The 20,706-nt window shown below is 73.4% G+C and carries 19 protein-coding genes and 1 riboswitch; of the genes, 5 read left to right on the plus strand and 14 right to left on the minus strand.

Annotated features, from left to right (window positions below; translation table 11 throughout):
* Positions 1 to 130: 130 nt before the first annotated feature.
* From ABGB17_RS25400 to ABGB17_RS25425, 6 genes are all read right to left on the minus strand, one after another.
* Positions 131 to 823: an endonuclease/exonuclease/phosphatase family protein gene (locus ABGB17_RS25400; protein ID WP_347633778.1), complete on the minus strand. Its 693-nt coding sequence runs from the start codon at positions 821 to 823 to the stop codon at positions 131 to 133.
* 147 nt (positions 824 to 970) lie between these two features.
* The gene (locus ABGB17_RS25405; protein ID WP_347633780.1) at positions 971 to 1,915 is read right to left on the minus strand and encodes an ROK family glucokinase; all 945 of its coding nucleotides are present in this window, start codon (positions 1,913 to 1,915) and stop codon (positions 971 to 973) included.
* 31 nt (positions 1,916 to 1,946) lie between these two features.
* Positions 1,947 to 2,495, minus strand: coding sequence for a hypothetical protein (locus ABGB17_RS25410; protein ID WP_347633782.1), 549 nt, complete (start codon positions 2,493 to 2,495; stop codon positions 1,947 to 1,949).
* Positions 2,479 to 3,675, minus strand: coding sequence for an ArsA family ATPase (locus ABGB17_RS25415; protein WP_347633784.1), 1,197 nt, complete (start codon positions 3,673 to 3,675; stop codon positions 2,479 to 2,481). Before ABGB17_RS25415 ends, ABGB17_RS25410 begins: the two co-directional genes overlap by 17 nt.
* Complete coding sequence (locus ABGB17_RS25420; protein WP_347633786.1) at positions 3,672 to 4,109, minus strand: SRPBCC family protein; 438 nt, start codon at positions 4,107 to 4,109, stop codon at positions 3,672 to 3,674. The genes ABGB17_RS25415 and ABGB17_RS25420 overlap by 4 nt, the downstream gene beginning before the upstream one ends.
* An 84-nt stretch (positions 4,110 to 4,193) precedes the next feature.
* Entirely contained in the window at positions 4,194 to 4,961 is a 768-nt protein-coding gene (locus ABGB17_RS25425) for a metallophosphoesterase (RefSeq protein ID WP_347633788.1), read from the minus strand.
* Positions 4,962 to 5,210: 249 nt separating this feature from the next.
* On the opposite strand from ABGB17_RS25425, the gene ABGB17_RS25430 reads away from it, so the two are divergent.
* A complete protein-coding gene (locus tag ABGB17_RS25430) occupies positions 5,211 to 7,010 on the plus strand; it encodes an AMP-dependent synthetase/ligase (protein WP_347633790.1) in 1,800 nt (599 codons plus the stop codon).
* Positions 7,011 to 7,018: 8 nt separating this feature from the next.
* Here ABGB17_RS25430 and ABGB17_RS25435 read toward each other — a convergent pair whose 3' ends face one another.
* Entirely contained in the window at positions 7,019 to 8,743 is a 1,725-nt protein-coding gene (locus ABGB17_RS25435) for a P-loop NTPase fold protein (RefSeq protein WP_347633792.1), read from the minus strand.
* On the opposite strand from ABGB17_RS25435, the gene ABGB17_RS25440 reads away from it, so the two are divergent.
* A complete protein-coding gene (locus tag ABGB17_RS25440) occupies positions 8,730 to 9,062 on the plus strand; it encodes a hypothetical protein (RefSeq protein WP_347633794.1) in 333 nt (110 codons plus the stop codon). The genes ABGB17_RS25435 and ABGB17_RS25440 overlap by 14 nt on opposite strands.
* Positions 9,063 to 9,131: 69 nt before the next feature.
* Complete coding sequence (locus ABGB17_RS25445) at positions 9,132 to 9,737, plus strand: methyltransferase domain-containing protein (protein ID WP_347633796.1); 606 nt, start codon at positions 9,132 to 9,134, stop codon at positions 9,735 to 9,737.
* Between the two features lie 6 nt (positions 9,738 to 9,743).
* Here ABGB17_RS25445 and ABGB17_RS25450 read toward each other — a convergent pair whose 3' ends face one another.
* The 5 genes from ABGB17_RS25450 to ABGB17_RS25470 all read right to left on the minus strand — a co-directional run bounded on the left by ABGB17_RS25450 (position 9,744) and on the right by ABGB17_RS25470 (position 16,771).
* The gene (locus ABGB17_RS25450) at positions 9,744 to 10,886 is read right to left on the minus strand and encodes a glycosyltransferase family 4 protein (protein WP_347633798.1); all 1,143 of its coding nucleotides are present in this window, start codon (positions 10,884 to 10,886) and stop codon (positions 9,744 to 9,746) included.
* A 535-nt stretch (positions 10,887 to 11,421) separates the two neighbouring features.
* Positions 11,422 to 11,985, minus strand: a complete 564-nt coding sequence (locus tag ABGB17_RS25455; protein WP_347633800.1) for a hypothetical protein — start codon at positions 11,983 to 11,985, stop codon at positions 11,422 to 11,424.
* A gap of 994 nt (positions 11,986 to 12,979) precedes the next feature.
* A complete protein-coding gene (locus tag ABGB17_RS25460) occupies positions 12,980 to 13,510 on the minus strand; it encodes a C40 family peptidase (protein WP_347633802.1) in 531 nt (176 codons plus the stop codon).
* 103 nt (positions 13,511 to 13,613) lie between these two features.
* A riboswitch (cyclic di-AMP (ydaO/yuaA leader) is annotated at positions 13,614 to 13,774 on the minus strand.
* A gap of 444 nt (positions 13,775 to 14,218) precedes the next feature.
* Positions 14,219 to 15,205, minus strand: a complete 987-nt coding sequence (locus ABGB17_RS25465) for an NlpC/P60 family protein (protein WP_347633804.1) — start codon at positions 15,203 to 15,205, stop codon at positions 14,219 to 14,221.
* Positions 15,206 to 15,448: 243 nt separating this feature from the next.
* Positions 15,449 to 16,771, minus strand: a complete 1,323-nt coding sequence (locus ABGB17_RS25470; RefSeq protein ID WP_347633806.1) for an NYN domain-containing protein — start codon at positions 16,769 to 16,771, stop codon at positions 15,449 to 15,451.
* 244 nt (positions 16,772 to 17,015) lie between these two features.
* Here ABGB17_RS25470 and ABGB17_RS25475 point away from each other — a divergent pair, with 244 nt between their 5' ends.
* Together ABGB17_RS25475 and ABGB17_RS25480 are read left to right on the plus strand one after the other, a co-directional pair.
* Positions 17,016 to 18,749, plus strand: a complete 1,734-nt coding sequence (locus ABGB17_RS25475; protein WP_347633808.1) for a DEDD exonuclease domain-containing protein — start codon at positions 17,016 to 17,018, stop codon at positions 18,747 to 18,749.
* A gap of 46 nt (positions 18,750 to 18,795) precedes the next feature.
* Positions 18,796 to 19,083: an Lrp/AsnC ligand binding domain-containing protein gene (locus ABGB17_RS25480; RefSeq protein ID WP_347633810.1), complete on the plus strand. Its 288-nt coding sequence runs from the start codon at positions 18,796 to 18,798 to the stop codon at positions 19,081 to 19,083.
* Positions 19,084 to 19,135: 52 nt separating this feature from the next.
* Here ABGB17_RS25480 and trpD read toward each other — a convergent pair whose 3' ends face one another.
* Both trpD and ABGB17_RS25490 read right to left on the minus strand, forming a co-directional pair.
* Entirely contained in the window at positions 19,136 to 20,191 is a 1,056-nt protein-coding gene (trpD, locus tag ABGB17_RS25485) for an anthranilate phosphoribosyltransferase (protein ID WP_347633812.1), read from the minus strand.
* Positions 20,192 to 20,204: 13 nt separating this feature from the next.
* Positions 20,205 to 20,603, minus strand: a complete 399-nt coding sequence (locus ABGB17_RS25490; protein ID WP_347633814.1) for a hypothetical protein — start codon at positions 20,601 to 20,603, stop codon at positions 20,205 to 20,207.
* Positions 20,604 to 20,706 lie beyond the last annotated feature (103 nt).

Below are 20,706 nucleotides of genomic sequence, written 5' to 3' on the forward strand. Positions count from 1 at the left end.
CCCCATCGCCCCGCCCCTCGCTGGACACGCTCCCCTCAACCTCCGCCACCACCCCCTCCACGCCGCCGAGAGGCAGGCCACCAGCCACACAACCCCAGGACCCGGCCGCGTACCGCCGCGCGAGGCGGGGTCAGCCCGCGAGCAGATCGGCCACCACGGGAAGGTGGTCGGTGGCCGCGGCGAGGTCCGCGGCCGCGGTGTCCACGCCGCCGCAGGAGCGCACGCGCAGCGCGGGGGCCGCGAACACCGCGTCGATGCGCCGCCCCGGGCGGCGGGCGGTGAAGGTGAGGCCGTCGCCGCGCGGCGCCAGCGGGTAACAGTCGGCGAGGCGGCGGGTGAGGTACCGCCACACCGGGCCGCCCGGCGGCTCGTTGACGTCGCCCGCGAGCACCAGCGGCGCCGCGAACCGCTCCGCGGCCCGCCCGGCCAGGGACATGATCTCGGCGGCATGGCACAGCCGGGCCGGCGCGGACAGGTCAAGGTGGACCGACGCGACGGTGAGCCGCACGCCGCCCCGCTCGACCACCGCCAGGGCGACCCCGCGGCGCTCCAGCCCGGCGAACCCCCGCAGCAGGTGCCCCCCGGCGTGCAGCACCCGGACGTCCGGCGCGGCCAGCACCGCGACCCCGCCGGCCCGCAACCCGCTCACCACCCGCAGCCCCGCCCCACCGGCCAGGCGGGCACGCTTGCGCCGCCAGCCGAGCAGACGCGGAGCCTCCTGCACGCACAGCACGTCGGGCGCCATGGCCCGGATGACCCGCGTCAGCGCGGCGTTGTCGTCGTACATGGACCGCACGTTGTACGTGCCGACCCTGATCACCATCGCGCCACACCCCCTCGCAAGGACCTCACGTCCCGCGGCGCCCCCTCGGACGGAGATCGACGGGACGCGCGGCCCGACCACCGGCGCCACTCCCCGCCCGCGCACCCGACCTGATCACCATCGCGGCGCCGCCCGGGTGCCGGACCGTCAGGGGTGCCTGGCGAGGTCGGCCGCGCCCACCAGGCCGGCGGCGGGGCCGAGCTCGGCGGGGCGGATGTCGGCGTGCGGGCGGTGCTCGGCGGCGGTGAGGGCCCGCAGGAACGCGGCGCGGGCGTGGTCGATCCACAGGTCGGCGGCGCGGGACACGCCGCCGCCGAGGATGAAGCACCCGGGGTCGAGCACGGCCGCCATGTCGGCCATGCCCTGGCCGAGCCACTCGGCCATCGTGGTGAACGCGGTGAGGGCGCACTCGTCGCCCTCGTGCGCGGCCTGCGTGATGTGCTCGCCCTCGATGTCGGACACCGAGCCGCCCGCGAGGCGCAGCATGAGCGCCGCCCGGCCGGGGTCGGCGGCGGCCATGGTGCGGGCCTCGTGCACGAGCGCGTTGCCGCTGGCGTACTGCTCCCAGCAGCCGAGGTTCCCGCACCCGCACAGCCGCCCGCCGGGCAGCACCTGCATGTGGCCGAGCTCGGCCCCCATGCCCCAGCGGCCGCGGTACAGCACGCCGCCGAGCACGATGCCGCCGCCGATGCCGGTGCCGACGGTCACGCAGACCACGTGGCTCTCGCCGCGCCCGGCGCCGAAGCGGTACTCGCCCCAGGCCATGGCGTTGGCGTCGTTCTCCACGACCACCGGCAGGTTGACCCGCTCGGAGACCTTCTTCTGCAGCGGCTCCTCACGCCAGGCGAGGTTGGGGGCGAACCTGACGATCGATCGGGTCTCGTCCACGAATCCCGCGGCACCGAGGCCCACGGCCTCGACGTCGTGCCGGGCGGCGAGCTCGAGCACCGCCTCGGAGATCGTGTCGGCGACCTGGTCGGGGCTGTCCGCCGGGGTGGGCCGCAGGAGGTTCTCCACTATGTGGCCCGCCTCGTCCACGACACCCACGGCGATCTTCGTGCCTCCGACGTCAACGCCGATCGTCAGCGCCATCTCTCATCCCTTCTCCCCGAGCCGCCGGCCTTCAGCCGAGGTCGATGTGCTGGACCCGGGTGCCCGTGTCGCCGGAGGACCTCGGCGCCGGCGGACGCGACACCGCCTCGACCGCCTGGCGGACGGCGGCGAACAGCTCCCCGCCCGCGGCGATCAGATGGTCGGTGACGTCCGCCCCCGCGTCGCGCCGGGCCGCCTTCAGGCGGCACACGGGGCAGGCGCGGCAGATGTACTCCTCGTCGTGGCGCTCGGCCACGGCGTCGCTCCACACGTCCCCGCCGCCGGACCGGCCGAATCCCTGCCCGAGGCTGTGGCCGAGGCCGGCCACGCCGCCCTGGACCACCCCCTTGCCGATCTCGCGGCCGATGCGCCGCTGGATCGAGCCGAGGAACCGGCGCGCCTCGTCGACGGCGCCGGCCAGGGGATCGTTCTCCTCCGGTGCCGGGGGACGGCGCACGCGGTTCTCCGGCCGCCGGGCGCCGGCCGGGCGGTTCTCCGGCCTCCGAACGCCCGCCGGGCGGGCTTCGCCGCCGCCGTCGTGGGTCTCGTGGATGTGACTGTCGTCATGCTTCTCGGTCATGGGCCCCTCCTGCCTGGAACCGTACCCGGAGGCGGCCGTCGCGGAGCGCCGCGTCGTGCACCGATCGGCGGGCGAGTGCGGCGGGCAGAGCCAGGACGCGGCGGTAGGACCCGGCGGTGACGATCAGCTCGTCACCCTTCCTGGCGAGATCCACGTCCTGTTTGTCCGCCAGCGGCAGGGCGAGGGACAGCTCGTGCGTGTCGTCCTCGGCGGTGATGGACAGCGGGGGCTCGCCGGTGGGCGGCGCGAACGGGTCGGCCGCGCCGTACAGCTCCTCGCCGAGCGCGGCGAGTGCCGTGGCGCCGACCGGCTCGGCGGGCAGGTACGGCACGGTGTGCACCGGCAGCGGGGCGAACGACTCGCGCACGGACGCGAGGTGGCGGGCCTGGGCCTCCACCCAGCCGCGCCGCCACTCGTCCGAGCCGCCCTCGGGGAACACCCGGTTGGCGATCACGCCGTCCACGCGGTAGCCGTACAGGCTGAGCGAGGTGTAGGTGCGGCGGGCCTCGGCCACCACGACCGCCTCGGGGGTGAGCACGAGCCGTACCGAGGCGTGCGGGCCCGCGAGCAGCTCACGCACCCCCATCAAGCCGGTGTGCATGCGCTCCGCCGCGCTCATCACGCCGTCCTCGGGCACGCTGACGCGGGCCACGTGGCGGATCACCGGGGCGAGCGCCCGCATCAGGCGGCGGGCGGAGGGCAGCAGGCGGTTGACGTGCCAGTCGAGGGCCTCGGGCAGCGCGAGCAGGCGCAGCGTCTCGGCGGTGGGGGCACAGTCGATCACCACGACGTCCCACCGGCCGGTGTCCACCTGGTCGCGCAGCTCCAGCAGCGCGATGACCTCCTCGGCGCCCGGCAGGACCGTCAGCTCCTCGGCGGTGACCGAGTCGAGGCCGAGCTCGGCGAGCACGCCCTCGGCGTACCGCTGGAGCTCGCCCCAGTGGCGCTCCAGGGCGCGCTGGGTGTCGACCTGCTGGAGGAACAGCCCCGGTGCGGCCTGGCTGGGCTCGGGCGTGCCGGGCACGCCGAGGGCGTCGGCCAGGGAGTGGGCGGTGTCGGTGGAGACCACGAGGGTCTTGAGGCCACGGCGGGCGGCGAGCGTCGCGGTCGCGGCGGCGACGGTCGTCTTGCCCACTCCCCCCTTGCCCGTGAAGAGCAGGACCCGCGGGCTCGCGCTCATCGGCCCTCGACGCGCTTCTTGAGTCCCTTGAGCGCGGTGTCCACGATGACCTTCTCGGCCTTGCGCTTGATCATGCCGATCATCGGGACCTTGAGGTCCACCGCCAGCTCGTAGGTGACCTTCGTGCCGTCGCCCTCGGGGACCAGCCGGTAGCTGCCAGTGAGGCCGGAGACCATGGAGCCGGCCTCGACGATGCGCCAGTCGACGGCCTCGTCGCCGGTCCAGCGGTAGCCGAGGGTGTACTGGTCGCTGATCACTCCGGCGTCCAGCACGAAACGGACCGTCTCCGGCCGTCCGTCGGCACCCGTGGTCAGCACCTGCGCGGACTTCACCTGCCCCGCCCATTCGGGGTAGGAGGCGAAGTCGGCGATCACCTCGGTGACGCTCGACGGGCCGGCGGCGATCGTGATGCTCGACGTGGTGCGCTCAGCCATGGGCTTACCGTACTCGTTCGCGGTCACCGCATGAACGCCGGAGGTCCGATCTTCGCAAAGGTCGTGCCCGCAGGTGTTCTGACGTCACAGATCGAGGGCGAAGGGGCGTCCCCGGCCGCGGAAATGGCCCACGTTGACGCATTCGGTGCGGCCGATCCTGGTGCGGGCGGCGAGGGGCTGGTGGACGTGGCCGAACAGGGCGTAGCGCGGCTGGGTGCGGCGGATGGCCTCCAGGGTGGCCTCGCTGCCCCGCTCGAACCGGCGGGCCACCACGTCGTACAGCAGGCCGGGCACGGCGGGCGGGATGTGGCAGCACAACACGTCCACCGCGCCGACCGCCTCGACCTTGCGGGCGTACTCCTCGTCGTCGACCTCGTTCGGCGTGCGGTAGCGGGTGCGCAGGCCGCCGCCGACGAAGCCGAACGTCAGGCCGCCGATCTCGGCGGTCTGGCCGTCCAGCACATGGTGACCGTCGCGGGTGAACTCCGGCCACAGCGCCGGCAGGTCGACGTTGCCGTAGGTGAGGTAGGTGGGGGTGGGCATGGCGGCGAAGATGCGGGCGTACTGCTCGCGGACCATGCGCTCGATGTGCTCGCGCGGCTCGCCGCCGATGGCGGCCCACAACGTCGCGGACAGCTCCCTGGCCTCCTCGAACCGGCCCTGCGTGCGCAGGCCGATGAAGCGGGTGGCCTCCTCGGCGCCGAACAGCTCGCCGAAGATGCCCTGGGAGTGGTCGTCGTAGTCCACGAAGAGCAGCAGGTCGCCGAGGCAGATGAGGGCGTCGGCCCCGTCGCCGGCACGGGCGAGGGCGTCCGCGCGGCCGTGGACGTCGCTGACGACATGGACCCGCATGCCGGTCATCGTATTACCCGGCGCCGGCCCCGCCTGCTGACCCGGCGTGCCCTCCTCCGTCACCCGGCTCGGCGTTCCGCACGTCCGGGGGCGGTCTCAACGTCGACGTCTGGGGGTAGATGACCCTGATAGCGTGGTTTTTCGGTTGGATAAAGGCTCGGTGACGGGTCTACCGGCACGTAACTTAACGCGATAGCGTCCGGGAAACCCGCCGAAGGACGGCCTTCGTGCGCATCCGGAGGAGTGAGCGTGCGCGAGTACAGCGTTCCCATGCTGGTGGACGTACCGGCATCCGCCAACTGCGCCGACGTGGTGTTCGAGCGCGGCGAGCAGAGCCCCGGCTCGGTGGTGATCAAGCGGCAGACCGGTGACGGCTGGGCCGCGGTCACGGCCGCCGAGTTCCGCGACCAGGTCGCGGCGGTCGCGCGGGGGCTGATCGCCTCCGGTGTCCAGCCCGGCGACCGCGTCGCGCTGATGTCCCGCACCCGCTACGAGTGGACGGTCGCCGACTACGCCATCTGGGCGGCGGGCGCCGTCGGCGTGCCGGTGTACGAGACCTCCTCGGCCGAGCAGGTCGCCTGGATCGTCTCCGACAGCGGCGCCACGGCCGTGATCGTCGAGACCGAGGCGCACGAGGCGACCCTCGGCACCGCCCTCGCCGGCATCGGCGAGAAGCCCGCGGTGTGGTGCCTCGACCGGGGCGCGCTCAGCGAGCTGAGCGCCCACGGAGCCGACGTGCCCGAGGAGACCCTCAAGGAACGGCGGACGGTCCGCGGGGGGCGCGACCTCGCCACCATCATCTACACCTCCGGCACCACCGGCCGCCCCAAGGGCTGCTGCCTGAGCCACGACAACCTGCTGTTCACGGCGCGCAACGTCATCGCGGGGCCGCTGGAGACGCTGTTCGAGGTGAAGGACCCCGCGGCGCTGCTGTTCCTGCCGCTGGCGCACAGCTTCGCCCGGCTCATCGAGATCGTGCTGGTCGAGGCCGGTGCCGTGCTGGCCCACACACCCAACATGAAGAACGTGGCGCCCGACCTTCAGTCGTTCCGTCCCACGTTCCTGCTCGGCGTGCCGCGCGTGTTCGAGAAGGTCTACAACGGCGCCGAGCAGCGGGCCGCGGCCGGGGGCGGCGCCAAGAGCCGCATCTTCCACGCCGCCGTGGACGCGGCGACCACGTGGAGCCGCGCGGAGGCCGGCGGCGGCGCCGGGCTCGGCCTGCGCCTGCGGCGGGCCCTGTTCGACCGGCTCGTGTACGCCAAGCTGCGGGCCGCCACCGGCGGGCGGCTCAGCCACGCCGTGTCCGGCGGCTCGGCGCTCGGCGAGCGGCTCGGCCACTTCTTCCGCGGTTCCGGCATCGAGGTCTTCGAGGGCTGGGGCCTCACCGAGACCTCCGCGCCCTCGACCGTCAACATCCCCGGCGCCAACAAGATCGGCACCGTGGGCAAGCCCCTGCCCGGCGTGACCGTCGCGGTCGCCGAGGACGGCGAGATCCTCGTCAAGGGCCGCCACGTCTTCGAGAGCTACTGGAACAACCCCGCCGCCACCGCCGAGGCCATCGACCCCGACGGCTGGTTCCACACCGGCGACGTCGGCACCATCGACGAGGACGGCTACCTGCGCATCACCGGCCGCAAGAAGGAGATCATCGTCACCGCCGGCGGCAAGAACGTCGCCCCCGGCCCCCTCGAGGACCGCATCCGCGCCCACCCCCTGGTCAGCCAGGCCATGGTCATCGGCGACGACCGCCCCTTCGTCGCCGCCCTGATCACCTTGGACCCCGAAGCCCTGGACCAGTGGAAAGAGGCCAACGACCGCCGGAACGCCACCCTGGCCGAGCTGCGCACCGACCCCGCGATCGTGGAGGCCGTCCAGTCCGCCGTGGACGACTCCAACAAGCAGGTCTCCAAGGCCGAAGAGATCAAGAAGTTCGTCATCCTCGACACCGACTTCACCGAGGAGAGCGGCCACCTCACCCCGTCCCTGAAGGTCAAGCGCAACCTCGTCGTCCGCGACTTCGCCAAGGACATCGACGCGCTGTACGGCTGACCGGCCGCTCACCCGGGCAGGCCCCAGGCCCGCCTCACCTCGTCCAGGCTGCGGGCCGCGCGCTCGTCGGCGACGCCGAGGTCCCTGCGGATCCCGGCGAGGATGTCGAAGGAGCCGGGGAAACCCGGCTCCGCGGCCTTGAGGACGTCGTCCTTGGTCAGTGCCGCGGTGAAGACCTCCTCCACGGTGCCGAGGAACGCGCGGCGCACACTGGCCAGGGGCTCGTGGTCGTCCACCAGGCGTGCCGACTCGCGGGTGACGAGCGCGGCGGCGACCTCCCCCAGGGAGGCGGGACGGCCGGGCAGCGCCGCGGCGGCGCGGGCGGTGCGCAGCAGGTCTCTCGGCATGCCGCCGGACAGGCAGTGGAACAGGGCGGTGAAGGGCACCGGGAGTCCCACGGCGCGGGTGTCGAGGAGGCGGATGGCGGTGGCGAGGTCCAGGGGCTCGACGCGGATGATCTCGTCGATGGCGCTGTCGAAGACGTCCCTGCGGCCGACGGGCGCGAGGTCGGCCTCGCGCAGCGCCTCGTCGGAGACCGACAGCAGGAACAGGCAGCCGGGGACGTCGAAGACGACCTTCAGCTCGTTGAGCAGGTCGCGGGCGCGGGCGGCGGGCTCGATGCGGTCGAGCTCGTCGATGCCGACGACCAGGCCGCGGGGTTTCCCGCCCTTCGTGGTGAGCTCGGTCGCGGTCACCGCGAGGAAGCCCTTCAGCGCGTCCACGATCTCCAGGTAGGTGAGTGGCTGGCGGGCGTGGCTGACGCCGCGCTTGGCCGACAGGCCGAGCCATCCCCCACCGGCGCTCACCCCCGCCTCGTCCGTCCGGGTCTGCAGGTACTCGATCCACCGCAGGTGCGCGGCGGCCTGGGCGGCGGCGTCCATCCCGGCCGCGGTCACCTGCCGGCAGAGCCGCGCGAACAGCCCCAGCATGAACTCGCGCCGCTCGTAGACCACCGGCGCCGCCATGACGACCCCCATGCGGTCACCGCCGTCCAGGCAGAAAGCGTGCAGCAGGTCGGTCTTGCCCACGCCGCGCGGCCCCGACAGCGCGATGCTGCCGCCGTCCATGCCGTTGGCCACGGCCACCAGTGTCTCCTCGGCCCTGGTCGGCACGTGGAAGCCCAGCCCGCGCACCTGGCGCAGGCCGGGCGCCTCGGCGAGCTCCAGCGTCATGGCGTACCGGCGTGCGACGTGCGCCCCGATCTCCGCCCGCAGGAAGCCCCGCAGCGCCTCGGCCACCGCGTCACGCCAGGCCACGCGTAACCGCCCGGCCTCGGCGCGGTCCGCCTCCGGCGGTCTGACGCGTATCCCTTGACCGTCGGCCACCTTGAGGATGAGGAGGTACGGCACGACGAACAGAGCACCCGCCGCGAGCCCTACCACGGCGCCCCAGCCGTACGGAGTGTTCGCCCCCAGAGGACGGCCGTGCGCGTACTGCCAGACGAGCGCCCCCGAGGTCGTGGCACCGGCGGTGACGAAGATGGCCATGATCAGCACCGCGACGAAAGCGGTGGTCCAGGAGCGGCGCGCCCTAGCGACCTCATCCCCCGCGCGCAGGGACCGCGACAGCCGGTAGAGCTTGGCGGCCAGGGTGGCGAACAGCGCGGACGCCAGGACCGATCCCACCAGCAGGGCGAAGCTGTCGAACAGGACGGCGCCGGGCGACAGCGCGCGGCGCTCGGTCAGGGCCGTCGCGTGCTCCCGGGTCCACCCCGCCACCGTGAACGCCGCCAACGCGATCACGGTGGCGAGCGCCACGCCGCCCCAGATCACCGCGCGTGCCCTGCGCGACGAGCCCCATGAAGGCCGCCGCACGCGGCCGGCGGCTTCCCGGGTACTGCTCCTCGGCGGCCCGCGCGCGGCCGAGCAGGGTGTCCTGCTGCGTGAGAGCCGCGGCACGCAGGTCACGGGCCGCCGGGGCGTGATCCCGGGCCATGGCCACGGTGAGCTCCGGCTCGCCGAGTACCTGGTCCACGAGCCCGGCGAACTGCTTGTCCCGCTCGACGCCGTCCATCGCACACCTTTCCCGCCGCCGTCCCCGGGTTCAGGATGACGCGAACCGCCTCCGGTGTCCCGGGTGTGCGCGAGTCGTGACGCGGGGGCCGTCTGGTAGGACTGCGGTATGGAGGGCGACGAGGGCCGGTCACGGGCGGAGACGCGGGAGTTCTTCGGGGCGCGGGCGGCGGGGTGGGACGAGAAGTTCGCCGATGACGGGCCGGCCTTCGCGGCGGCCGTCGCGGAGCTCGGGCTGGCGCCGGGCGGTACGGCGCTGGACGCGGGCTGCGGGACCGGGCGGGCGTTCGCGCCGTTGCGGGCGGCGGTGGGGCACGCGGGGCGGGTCGTCGGGGTGGACGTCACGCCGGAGATGGCGCGGGTCGCGCTCGGCCGGCGGGAGCTCGGGGGTGTGGTGCTGGGTGAGGTGGAGCGGTTGCCGCTGAGGGACGCGGTGGCCGACGGGGTGCTGGCGAGCGGCCTGATATCGCATCTTCCTCACCCACGGGCGGCACTGTCGGAGCTGGCGCGGGTCACCGTGCCCGGGGGCCGGCTCGCCCTGTTCTCCCCGGTGGGACGTGCGGTCCTGGCGGCACGGCGCGGCCGGGTGCTCAGTGCCTCGGACGTGCGGGAGCGGGCGAATCTGGAGCCGTTGCTGCGGGAGTCGGGGTGGGGGCTATCCCTGTTCCACGACGGGGACGATCGGTATCTCGCCGTCGCCGTGCGGCAGGGGTGAGGCCGGTCAGAGGAGTGTCGTGCCGGCGGCGGTCGGCTCGGGTGGGGTGTCGGGGGTCAGGAGGGTGGCGAAACGGGCGGCGACCTCGGTCCACTGCCATTCGCGGGTGATCCAGGCCCTGCCGTGCCGGCCCATGGCGCGGGCGCGGGCGGGGTCGGCCAGGAGGGAGATCAGGGCGTCGGCGACCTCGGCGGGGGCGGTGCCGTCCACGACGAGGCCCGTCTCGCCGTGCCGGACGGCGTCGGGCGCGCCGCCGGACGCGCCGGCCACCACGGGGAGGGCGGTGGCCGAGGCCTCCAGGTAGACGATGCCGAGGCCTTCGACGTCCAGGCCGCCGAACCGCGTGCGGCAGGGCATGGCGAAGACGTCGCCGACGTCGTAGTAGGCGGGAAGGCTGGACCAGGGGACGGGCCCGGTGACGATCACGGACCCGGACAGCGAGCGTGCGGCGGCAGACCGCTCCAGGGCCCGCCGGTAGGGTCCGCCGCCGACCAGGAGCAGCACGGCCTCCGGCACCGCGCGCAGCACGCGGGGCCAGCAGCGGACCAGGGTGTCCTGCCCCTTGCGCGGGACCAGCCGGGACACGCAGACGACCACCGGCCGGTCCCCGATGCCGAGGGACAGCCGGATCTCCGCGCCGCCCGCACCCGGCCGGAACACCGTGGTGTCCACCCCCGGCGCCAGCCGCACCAGCCGGTCCGGCGGCACGACCCGGGCGAGACGCTCCCGGGTGTAGTCCCCGAGATAGGTCACCGCGTCGGCGTGGGCCGCGATCCTGCCCAGCAGCGCCCGCGCCGGAGCCACCCCCGCCCAGGCCGCCTCGTGCCCGTGCGTGAGCATCACCACCCGCCGCGCCCCCGCCGCCCGCAACCCCGGCGCGAGCAGCCCGAGCGGCGCCGCGGCCCCGAACACCACCGTCTCGCACTTGTACCGCCGCACCAGCTCCCCCGCCCGCCGCGCCACCCCCGGCACCGGCAACATCAGCGACGTAGGGTGCCGCACCACCGGATACGCCTGCCGCCCGTCGAACTCCTCACACCCCGCCCACCGCGGCGCGTACACCACCACCGCCCCCGGCGGCAGCCGCGAGGCGAGAGCATGCACGAACGCCTGGATCCCCCCCGGCCGAGGCGGAAAGTCATTGGTCACGACAAGCGTCCTGACACCCTCCCGCCCGCTCACGAGACGCCCGTGCGCACCACGAGAACCCCAAACGCAAGGCAGGCCACCAAACCCCCACACACCGGGCGGACCCGGAAGACTCCACACGCAGCACCCGTCCCACGACCTCGACGAACACGGCGAGCCACCGAAGCCCCGCGTACAAGACCGGCCACGAAACCCCCGCACACCGGGCGGACCCGGAAGACTCCACACGCAGCGCCCGTCCCGCGACCTCGACGAACACGGCGAGCCACCGAAGCCCTGCGTACAAGACCGGCCACGAAACCCCCGCACACCGGGCGGACCCGGAAGACTCCACACGCAGCGCCCGTCCCGCGACCTCGACGAACACGGCGAGCCACCGAAGCCCTGCGCACAAGACCGGCCACGAATCCTCCGCACACCGGGCGGGACCGCAGGGCTCCACACGCAAGCCGCGTCCCAAGACCTTCAGGAGCACGGCGAGTCAGCGAATGCCCGCGCGCAGGGTGGGTCACCATGCCTCCGCGCGCAGGGCGGGTCACGAGAGCTCCGCGCGCAGGTAGGCACGCCAGGCGGTCACGAACGAGGCATGGGTCAGGCCGAGTGTGCTCGCGAGGGCCGCGTCCACTCCGTCGCGGCCGGCGGCGCGGTAGAGGGCGAGCAGGCGGGGCTCGCCGTAGCGGCGGGCGACGTACCGGCAGGCGAGCCACGCCTCCTCGTACGCCCGTGCCGCTCGCCCGTCCGGCCGCGTGGCGGTGAAGTCCTCCGGTGCGGGGAGCGAGGTGGGGAGGCGGCCGGCGCGGATCTCGGCGGCGAGTTCGGCCGCGGCGGCGCGGACGGGGATGTCGGCGTTCAGGTATCCGGCGTAGTCGGCGAAGCCCTCGATCAGCCACTTCGGGGTGCGGCCGTCCGTGGCCGCCCTCATGGGGATGTGGGTGAGCTCGTGGGCGAGCACGACGTCCCGCCCCGCGTCCGTGAGGAGCGCGAACGAGCGGGGCTCCACGATGATCCGGTCGGTGCCCGCGAGCGCCGCCATGCCCCCGACCGCGGCGGGCGCCGCCAGCTCGGCCGCCTGCGCCGTGGTGGCGGGCACGAGGATCACCACTGCCCCATCACCGGACCCGGCAACCGCCCCACCACCAGAAGCGCCGGCCGCCGCACCACCAGAGGTACCGTCTGCCCAACCACCCACCACACCACCAGAGGTACCGCCTGTCCCACCACCCGCTTCGCCATCAGAGGTACCGTCTGCCCCACCACCCGTCGCACCACCAGAGGTACCGGCTGCCCCACCAGCCGCTTCGCCATCCGAGGTACCGCCTGCCCCACCAGGAGACGTATCGTCCGCTCCGCCACCCGCCGCGCCGTCTGACGCGCTACCCGCGCTACCACCTGTCCCGCGGTCTGACGCGCCGGTCGATGTGCCGCCCGGCGCTGCGCCCAGTTCACCACCCGGCCCTGCGGCCGGTCCGATGACCCGCCGTACCGTCGCCGCGGCCCGGTCGGCGCGGCGCGCGATGTCCTCGAGGCCCAGCCTGGTGCCCGTGGCGCCCACGACGACCACCTCCCGTCCCCGGACCACCCGCGCTCCGCGCCACAGCCAGGGGCGCTCCGCGAGTACCGCCTCCACGCCGGATGGCCGCGCGAATCCCTTGGGCGGTACGGCGGCACGCTCCCCGTGCGACCCCGGTGGTCCCGTCAGCGCGGCCAGGAGCCCGGCCCCCACGGCCCAGAGCCACACGACGCGCATGGTGGCAATCTACCGCCTGCCCTAGTCCGGCCAGGGCCCGCACGCCGAGCACCCCGCGCGGCGAGGCCCCCTACGTCGAGGCCTCCTACGCCGAGGCTCCGGACACGAGGGCCCGTACACCGAGGGCCCGTACACCAAGGGCCCGTACGCCGTGGGCCTGTAGTACGCCGAGGGCCCCGGCCACGTGGGGGTGGCCGGGGCCCTGCGGGGTCAGGGGAAGGTCCCTGAAGGGTGTGTCCAAGGGGGCTGGCGGGGTTCGTCCTGGAGCACGGCCCGGTGTGTCACGTCCGGGATCCCGGCGGGGGTGTCCCGGGGTGTGCTGGTGTGGGACGTCCGGGGCTCTTGGTCAGATGCCCGGGCGGACGGCGCCCACGAAGCTCGCCTTGCGGTACTTGGTGAGCTTGTTGATCTGCACCCGGGTGCCGCTACGGGGCGAGTGGATCATCTTGCCGTGGCCCACGTACATGCCGACGTGGCCGAGGCCGGAGAAGAACATCAGGTCGCCGGGCTTGAGGTTCTTCCAGGAGACCTTCTTCTTGACGGCACGGTACTGGCTGCCCGTGATGCGGGGCAGCTTCACGCCGGCCTTACGCCACGAGTACATCACCAGGCCGGAGCAGTCGAACGCGTTCGGGCCGCTGGCGCCCCAACGGTAGGGGTCGCCGACCTGCTTCTTGGCCACGGACACGGCCTTCGCGGCCTTGATCCGCTGCCGCGCCGCCTTGCTGAGCTTGGTGCTCTTGGCGGCGGTGCTCTTGGCGGCGGCCGGCGTGGCGCTCTGCGGCGCCTCGGGGGGCGCCGCCACCGTGATGGGGGGCGTGATGACCTGCTCTGCGCCGGGAATCGTGTCGGCTCCGGCGGCCGCCGGGATCGCCACCGCGCCGGCCGAGGCCGAGACGGTGAGGACGACACCCCCGAGGGAGAGACGAGCGAAGCGCGACAGACGGGGGCTAGGGGTGGTGCTGGACAGGATCGCTCCTAGGTTCTTCCACTTACGCCTACCGGGTTAGCTGACGGATTCGGGCTTGGAAGTCGCCCTACAGCGGCATAAACCGCTGATTCACCCCTGACCCCAATCAACAGGGTCTTTTGGGTCCCCGGTTCCGTGCTCCTGGCCGCACGGATTCGGCTGGTCACCGGCTTGCGCCATTAATGGCGGGACATACGAAGCCGATGACCACTGGATGTTTTGGTGGGTACCGGCCGTCGGGACGGCCGGGCTTTCTCGCGACGGCATGGCGTGCTCGCCGCGGCCCAGAAGCTACACAGAACGCCAAGAACTGGCAAAGCCTCGGTGTTATCTCTAGATCATAACGAGTGATCACAAAACGGAAAACGCCTGGTTAACTCATGCATCTACCTTCAAATGTGATTCGCCTCACATGTCACTCAACACGCCACTCGCCGAGTCACATGCGTCACATGAGTCACGGGGGTTAACGATCTTGGAGCGCCGGCACCGCGCGGCGGGAGCCCGCGGCGGCACACGAGTCAGGCCCCAGCGACGGATACAGGCGCACGAGAACGTTCCAGCCGCGAAAAGCGCCGGAAATCACACCGAGAACCACGAAGAGCCGGGAAAACCTCAGGGCCGCACGGCGGCGAATATGCCTCGGTAAGAAGACAGCGGGACGACCTTCACCACGTCGCCGGTGCGGGGTGCGTGGACCATCTGGCCGTTGCCGGCGTACATGCCGACGTGGCCGAGGCCGGAGGAGAACAGCAGGTCGCCGGGCTCCAGCGCGTTCAGGGAGACGCGGCGGGAGGCACCCCAGGAGTACTGGGCGGCGGCGGTGCGCGGCAGGCTGACGCCGGCGGCGGCCCAGGACTTCTGGGTGAGGCCGGAGCAGTCCCAGGAGCCGGGGCCGGAGCCACCGTAGCGGTACGGCTTGCCGATCTGGGCGTAGGCGAACTGGAGCGCGGTGCGGGCGTTGCCGGAGGCGGGGCCGGTGTACTTGACGCCGGCGCTGTTGGGGTTGCCCGCGTTGAAGGCGTTCAGGCGGCGCAGGAGCCGCTCCTGCTCGCCGACGAGCTTCTCGACCTCCTTCTTCTGGTCGCGCAGGTCCTCGAACAGCTTGAGCGCCTTGTCGTAGGCGCCCTTGGCCTTGTCCCGCTCCCCCTTGAGGGAGCTCATCGCCGTCTCGTACTCCGTGAGGGTGCGCGAGCGCCGCGCCGACATCTGGTCGATCGAGGCGAGGCCCGCCAGCAGCGCCTCGGGGTCGCCGGTGGTGACCAGGTGCGGCCAGGAGAGCATGTCGCCGGACTGGTAGCTGCTCACCGCGACCGACACCAGGCCCGCACGCAGCTCGTCGGCCCGCGAGATCTTCTCCTTGAAGCGGCCGTTGACGGCGTTGTACTCCTTGCGGGCCGCCTTGTACTTCTCGTTCGCGTCGTTGTACTTGTCGACGACCTTGTCGGCCTTGGCGTCCAGCTTGGCGAGCCGCGCCTTGGCCTGGGCGACGGTGGGCCTCGGCTCGGCCACCGCCCCGGCCGCCTGGGTCACCAGCACCGCGGCGACGAGAACTCCGGTCACCGGTACGCGTCCGAGCTTCCGGACACCACGCGCGGTCACGGGGACCCCAGCCTCCTCAAGTGCGACAACTGTGACACCTGGGCCGTGATCCTACAGAAACGGTAAGGTCCCCGACAGCTTTCGGACTGAAATGTTTTAGCCGGGCAACCCCAGTTCACGCCCGTATCAGGGATTAAGGGTCGCCCCAGGAGCACCACGGGGCCGCGCCGGCGTCGCCACCACTGTCAGAGCTTGAGTCAAGGCCGCAGTCAGGACCGGGTCATGCCCGGCCCCGGCGCCGTGTCAGGCCCGGCCGAGACGGCGCAGCAGCAGGACCGCGGGGACCGGGCGGGCACCCATGCGGCGCACCGAGTCGGCCACCTCGCGGTCGGTGGACACCACCGCGACGGCGCGGCCCGGCGGCTCGGCACGGACGAGCTGGCGGATCAGGTCGTCGGCGATCTCGCCAGGCTCGCTGAACAGCACCCGCACCCCGCGCGGCGCCGACACCTGGACGGGGCCGTTCAGCTCCGCGCCGTCGAACACGCAGGTCACCTCGGCCCGGGTCTGCACCGCGAGGCCGCCGAGACCGCCGAGCAGCCGGGCCCGCTGGTCGACCAGGGTCAGCGCCGGGTAGCCGGTCTTGGTGACGTTGTAGCCGTCCACGATGAGGTGGAGATGCGGGATGGCGAGGAGCTGGTCGAGCAGCGCCGGGTCGTCGTCGGCGAGGGCGCGGGCCGGGACGGCGCGCACCGACGGGCGGGCGGGCGTCACGGCGTCCACCGAGTCGGCAGGCTTGCTGATGGCCACGGGCAGCCCGAGCTCGGCGCGCAGCCCGGCCGCGGCGTCCTGGAGGCTGTCCAGCAGCACGCGCAGGCGGGCGTCCTCGATGCTGCGGCCCTCGCGGGCGGCGCGGCGGCCGGCGAGCAGGCGGCGCTCGGCGTCGGCCAGCCGCTCACGCAGCTTGCGCAGCTCCGACTCGGCGGCCCCGGTGGCGGCGGCGACCGCCGCGCGGGCCTCCTGCGCCTGCGCCTCGGCCTCGGCGGCGCGCTCCTCGGCGCGCTTGCCGCGCTCCCTGGCGTCGTGCAGGCGGCGCCGCAGGTCCGCGACCTCGGTGCGTGAGGTCTTGAGCTGCTCGCGCAGGCGATCGGCCTCCTGCTTGGCCGCGGTCTTCTGCGCCGCGAGCTCCTCGCGCAGCCGCTGGACGGTCTGCTCCTGCGCCGTCTCCTCCGCGACGGCCGCGGCCTGCTCGATGTCGGCGCGGGCCGCCTCGACCAGCCCGGGCCAGCCCGGCGGGCGGGTGAGGTAGGCCGCGGCGGCCACCAGCACCGGCTCGGCGGCCGGCGGCACGTTGCCTTCCTCCAGGCTGGCGACCAGCTCCGGCCACGCCTCGGCGGTCGCCTCGGCGACGATCTCGCGGAACTCCTTGTCGGTCTCCAGTTGCGCGGCGATCGGCGCGCTGCCGAGGCGGGCACGCTTCCTGGGGTCGAACCGGGCGATGCTGCGCAGCGGAGCGGGGATGGCGGGCGGCTGCATGGTGCCGAGCACCTGCGCCGCCAGCTCGACGACATGTAACCGGACCTGCTCGGGCAGCGGGCGAGACAGGCCTTCTCCGGCTGAACTCATCCGACTTCCCCTAGCTGACCGGCCCTTCACAATATGTCTATCCGTCAAGGGTACGGCCGTCGCGTCCATGGTCGGCCCCTATCCGCGCGACCCGCCAGCGGCCCGCCAGGGGACGTTCGCGGGCCCCCGCGCGGCGCCGTCACTCGCACGGCGCGACAGTCCCGCCGCGGAAGGTTGCGATCGCGCCACGAATGGCGGAACGGCGGCCGGGGCGGAGAAACTGTCGGACCGCGATCGTATGGTCATGCTCGTGGAGATCGGGGTTCAAGGCACGCTGGACGAACTCGGCACACCTCTCTCGCAGGTGACGTTCGTCGTCTTCGACCTTGAGACGACCGGCGGCTCGCACGCCGAGCACGCCATCACCGAGATCGGCGCGGTCAAGGTGCGCGGTGGTGAGGTCATCGGCGAGTTCGCCACGCTGGTCGACCCCGGCCGGCCCATCCCGCCGTTCATCACGGTGCTCACCGGCATCACCGACGCCATGGTCGTGGCCGCGCCGCCGATGCGGCAGGTGCTGCCGGCGTTCCTGGAGTTCGCGGCCGGCGCCGTGCTGGTGGCGCACAACGCGCCGTTCGACGTCGGCTTCATCAAGGCGTCCTGCCAGGAGCACGGCTACCCGCCGCCGGTCGCGCCGGTGGTCGACACCGCCGACCTCGCGCGGCGGGTGCTCACCCGCGACGAGGTGCCCAACTGCAAGCTGTCCACCCTGGCGCGGGTGTTCCGCAGCTCCACCGAGCCGTGCCACCGTGCCCTGGCCGACGCCAAGGCCACCGTGGACGTGCTGCACGCGCTGATCGAGCGGGTCGGGTCGTACGGCGTGTCCACGCTGGAGGAGCTGAAGGGCTTCGTGCGGGCCCCCACGCCCGAGCAGAAGCGCAAGCGCCACCTCGCGGCGTCCGTGCCGAGCGCCCCGGGCGTGTACGTCTTCGAGGACGAGCGCGGCGAGGCCCTGTACATCGGCAAGAGCGGCGACCTGCGCACCCGGGTGCGGTCCTACTTCACGGCGGGCGAGACGCGGGCGCGCATCCGCGAGATGATCGGCATCGCCGAGCGGGTGCGGCCCATCGTGTGCGCCACCGCGCTGGAGGCCGAGGTGCGGGAACTGCGGCTCATCGGGGCCGCCAAGCCGCGCTACAACCGGCGGTCGCGGTTCCCCGAGAAGGTCGTGTGGCTCAAGCTGACCGACGAGCCGTACCCGCGGCTGTCCATCGTGCGCGAGGTCAAGGCCGACGCGGGCACCTACCTCGGGCCGTTCACCTCGGCGCGTGGGGCAGAGGACGCGCGGTCGGCGCTGCACGAGGCGGTGCCGCTGCGGCAGTGCACCGAGCGCATCACCACCCGCACGTGGCGGCCGGCGTGCGCGCTGGCCGAGATGGGGCGGTGCGGGGCGCCGTGCGAGGGCCGGCAGACCCCCGACGAGTACCACCGCCACGTCGAGGACGCGCGCGCGGCCATCGAGCGCGACCCCGGCCCGGTGTTCGCGGCGCTGGAGGCCCGCATGCGGCGCCTGTCGGCCGAGCAGCGGTACGAGGAGGCGGCGGTCGACCGCGACCGGCTCGCGGTGTTCGTCCGCGCCGCGGCGCGCATGCAGCGGCTGCGGTCGCTGACCGCCCTCCCCGAGATGGTCGCCGCCGCGCCGGCGTTCGGCGGGGGCTGGGACATCCACGTCGTGCGGCACGGCCGGCTCGCCGCGGCCGGGGTGATGCCGAAGGGCGCGCACCCCACGCCGTTCGTGGAGGCCCTGCTGGCCACCGCGGAGACCGTGCTGCCCGGCCCCGGCCCGCTGCCCGCCGCCGTGGCCGAGGAGAGCGAGTGCATCCTGCGATGGCTGGACTCCCCCGGCGTGCGGCTGGTCCGGGTGGACGGCGTTTACAGCCTGCCCGCCCGGGGAGCCGGACGCCTGAAGGAGCGCATCGACCTGGCGTACCAAGGCCTGGAACCCCGCGGCACCCGCGAGGGAAGGCCCCTGCGCTGACGGCGATAAGGTTCCAGCCGAGCCGTACTCGAAGGAGAGCCACGCAATGGTCACCGCGATCGTGCACATCAAGGCGGAAGTCGACCGCATCCCCGAGGTCGCCGAGAGCATCGCCGACCTCGACGGCGTCAGCGAGGTCTACTCGATCACCGGCGCCCACGACCTGCTCGCCATGGTCCGCGTCTCCGCCTACGAGCAGGTCGCCGAGATCGTCCCCGGCCGCATCAACAAGATCGCCGGCGTGCTGGAGACCGAGACGCATCTCGCCTTCCGCACCTACTCCAAGCACGACCTCGACGCGGCCTTCTCCATCGGCTTCCCCGAGTCCGACTGACCCCGAGCCCGACTGACCCCGAGCCCGGCTGGGCCCCCCGCAGGGGGCGCCGTCAGGACGCCGCGTGGCTGCGGCTGATCTCGATCCAGCGGGTGAGGGTGGCCTTGGCGGCGCCGGAGTCCACGGCTTCGGCGGCGCGGGTGTAGGCGGCGGACATCGCCGCGCCCAGGGAGTCGGGGGCCGCGGGGGTGGGGTCGAGGGCCACGAGGGCGGCGGCGGCGTTGAGGAGCACGGCGTCGCGCACGGGACCCTTCTCCCCGTCGACCAGGGTGTGGACGGCGGCGGCGTTGTAGGTCACGTCACCGCCGCGCAGGGCGTCGGCCGCGGAACGGGGCACGCCGATGTCGCGGGGGTCGAAGGTGGTCTCCACGGCGGTGCCGTCGCGCACGATCCACACGGTGGAGGTGGCGGCGGTGGAGAGCTCGTCCAGGCCGTCGTCACCGCGGAAGACCAGGGCCGACACGCCGCGCTCGGCGAAGACGCCGGCGACGACGGGCAGCATGCGGGCGTCGTAGACGCCGATGGCCTGGGCGGTGGGGCGGGCGGGGTTGGTGAGCGGGCCGAGGAAGTTGAAGACCGTCGGGACGCCGATCTCCTTGCGGGTGGGGCCGGCGAAGCGCAGCGCCGGGTGGTACACGGGGGCGAAGCAGAACGCGATGCCCGCCTCGACCGCGGTGCGCGCGGTCAGCTCCGGCGGGAGGTCCAGCACCACCCCGAGGTGTTCGAGCACGTCCGCCGCGCCGCAGGACGAGGAAGCCGAGCGGTTGCCGTGCTTGACGACCCGCGCCCCGGCCGCGGCCGCGACGATCGCCGCCATCGTGGAGACGTTCACGGTGTGGGCGCGGTCGCCGCCGGTGCCCACCACGTCGACCGTGGGGCCCTCGACCGTCAGCGGCGTGGCGTGCTCCAGCATGCCGCGCGCCAGCCCGGTCACCTCGGCAACGGTCTCGCCCTTGGCGCGCAACGCGACGGCGAACGCCGAGATCTGGGACGGCGTGGCCGTGCCGGACATGATCTGGTCCATCGCCCAGGCGGTCTCGTCCGCGGTGAGGTGCTCGCCGCCGAGAAGGGCCGTGAGCAGCGCGGGCCAGGTGGTGCGCGCGTCCATGGGGGGCTCCGGGTCAGTGAGAGGAGAGGCGGGTGGCCGAACGGCGCCGCAGCAGGCCGGCCACGGCCTCGGCCAGCGCCATCGGGTCGAGCGGCTGCGGCACGACGGCGTCCGCGCGCGACCAGTCGGCCAGCCAGCGGTCGTCACGCCGCGCGATGATCAGGCAGATCGGCGGGCAGTCGTACACCTCGTCCTTGGCCTGGCGGCAGACGCCCATGCCGCCCGCGGGCACGGCCTCGCCGTCCAGCACGGCGACGTCGACGGTGCCGGAGTCCAGGTGCTTGAGCACCGCCGGCTGGGTGGCGCACTCGACGATCTCGACGAGGGGCACGTCGGCGGCGGGACGCCGCCCGATCGCCAGCCGCACCTTCTCACGGGTGCTTGCGTCGTCGCTGTAGACGAGAACCCTCATGCTGCTCACGGTCGCGCTCACTATCGGTCGGTGACGAGGTATGGTCACGAAGGATGCTACCGGTCCCCGCCGACGGAAACCCAGACCGATCACCGTCCGCGAA

The sequence above is a fragment of the Sphaerisporangium sp. B11E5 genome (genome assembly GCF_039871875.1).
Taxonomy (GTDB): Bacteria; Actinomycetota; Actinomycetes; order Streptosporangiales; family Streptosporangiaceae; genus Sphaerisporangium.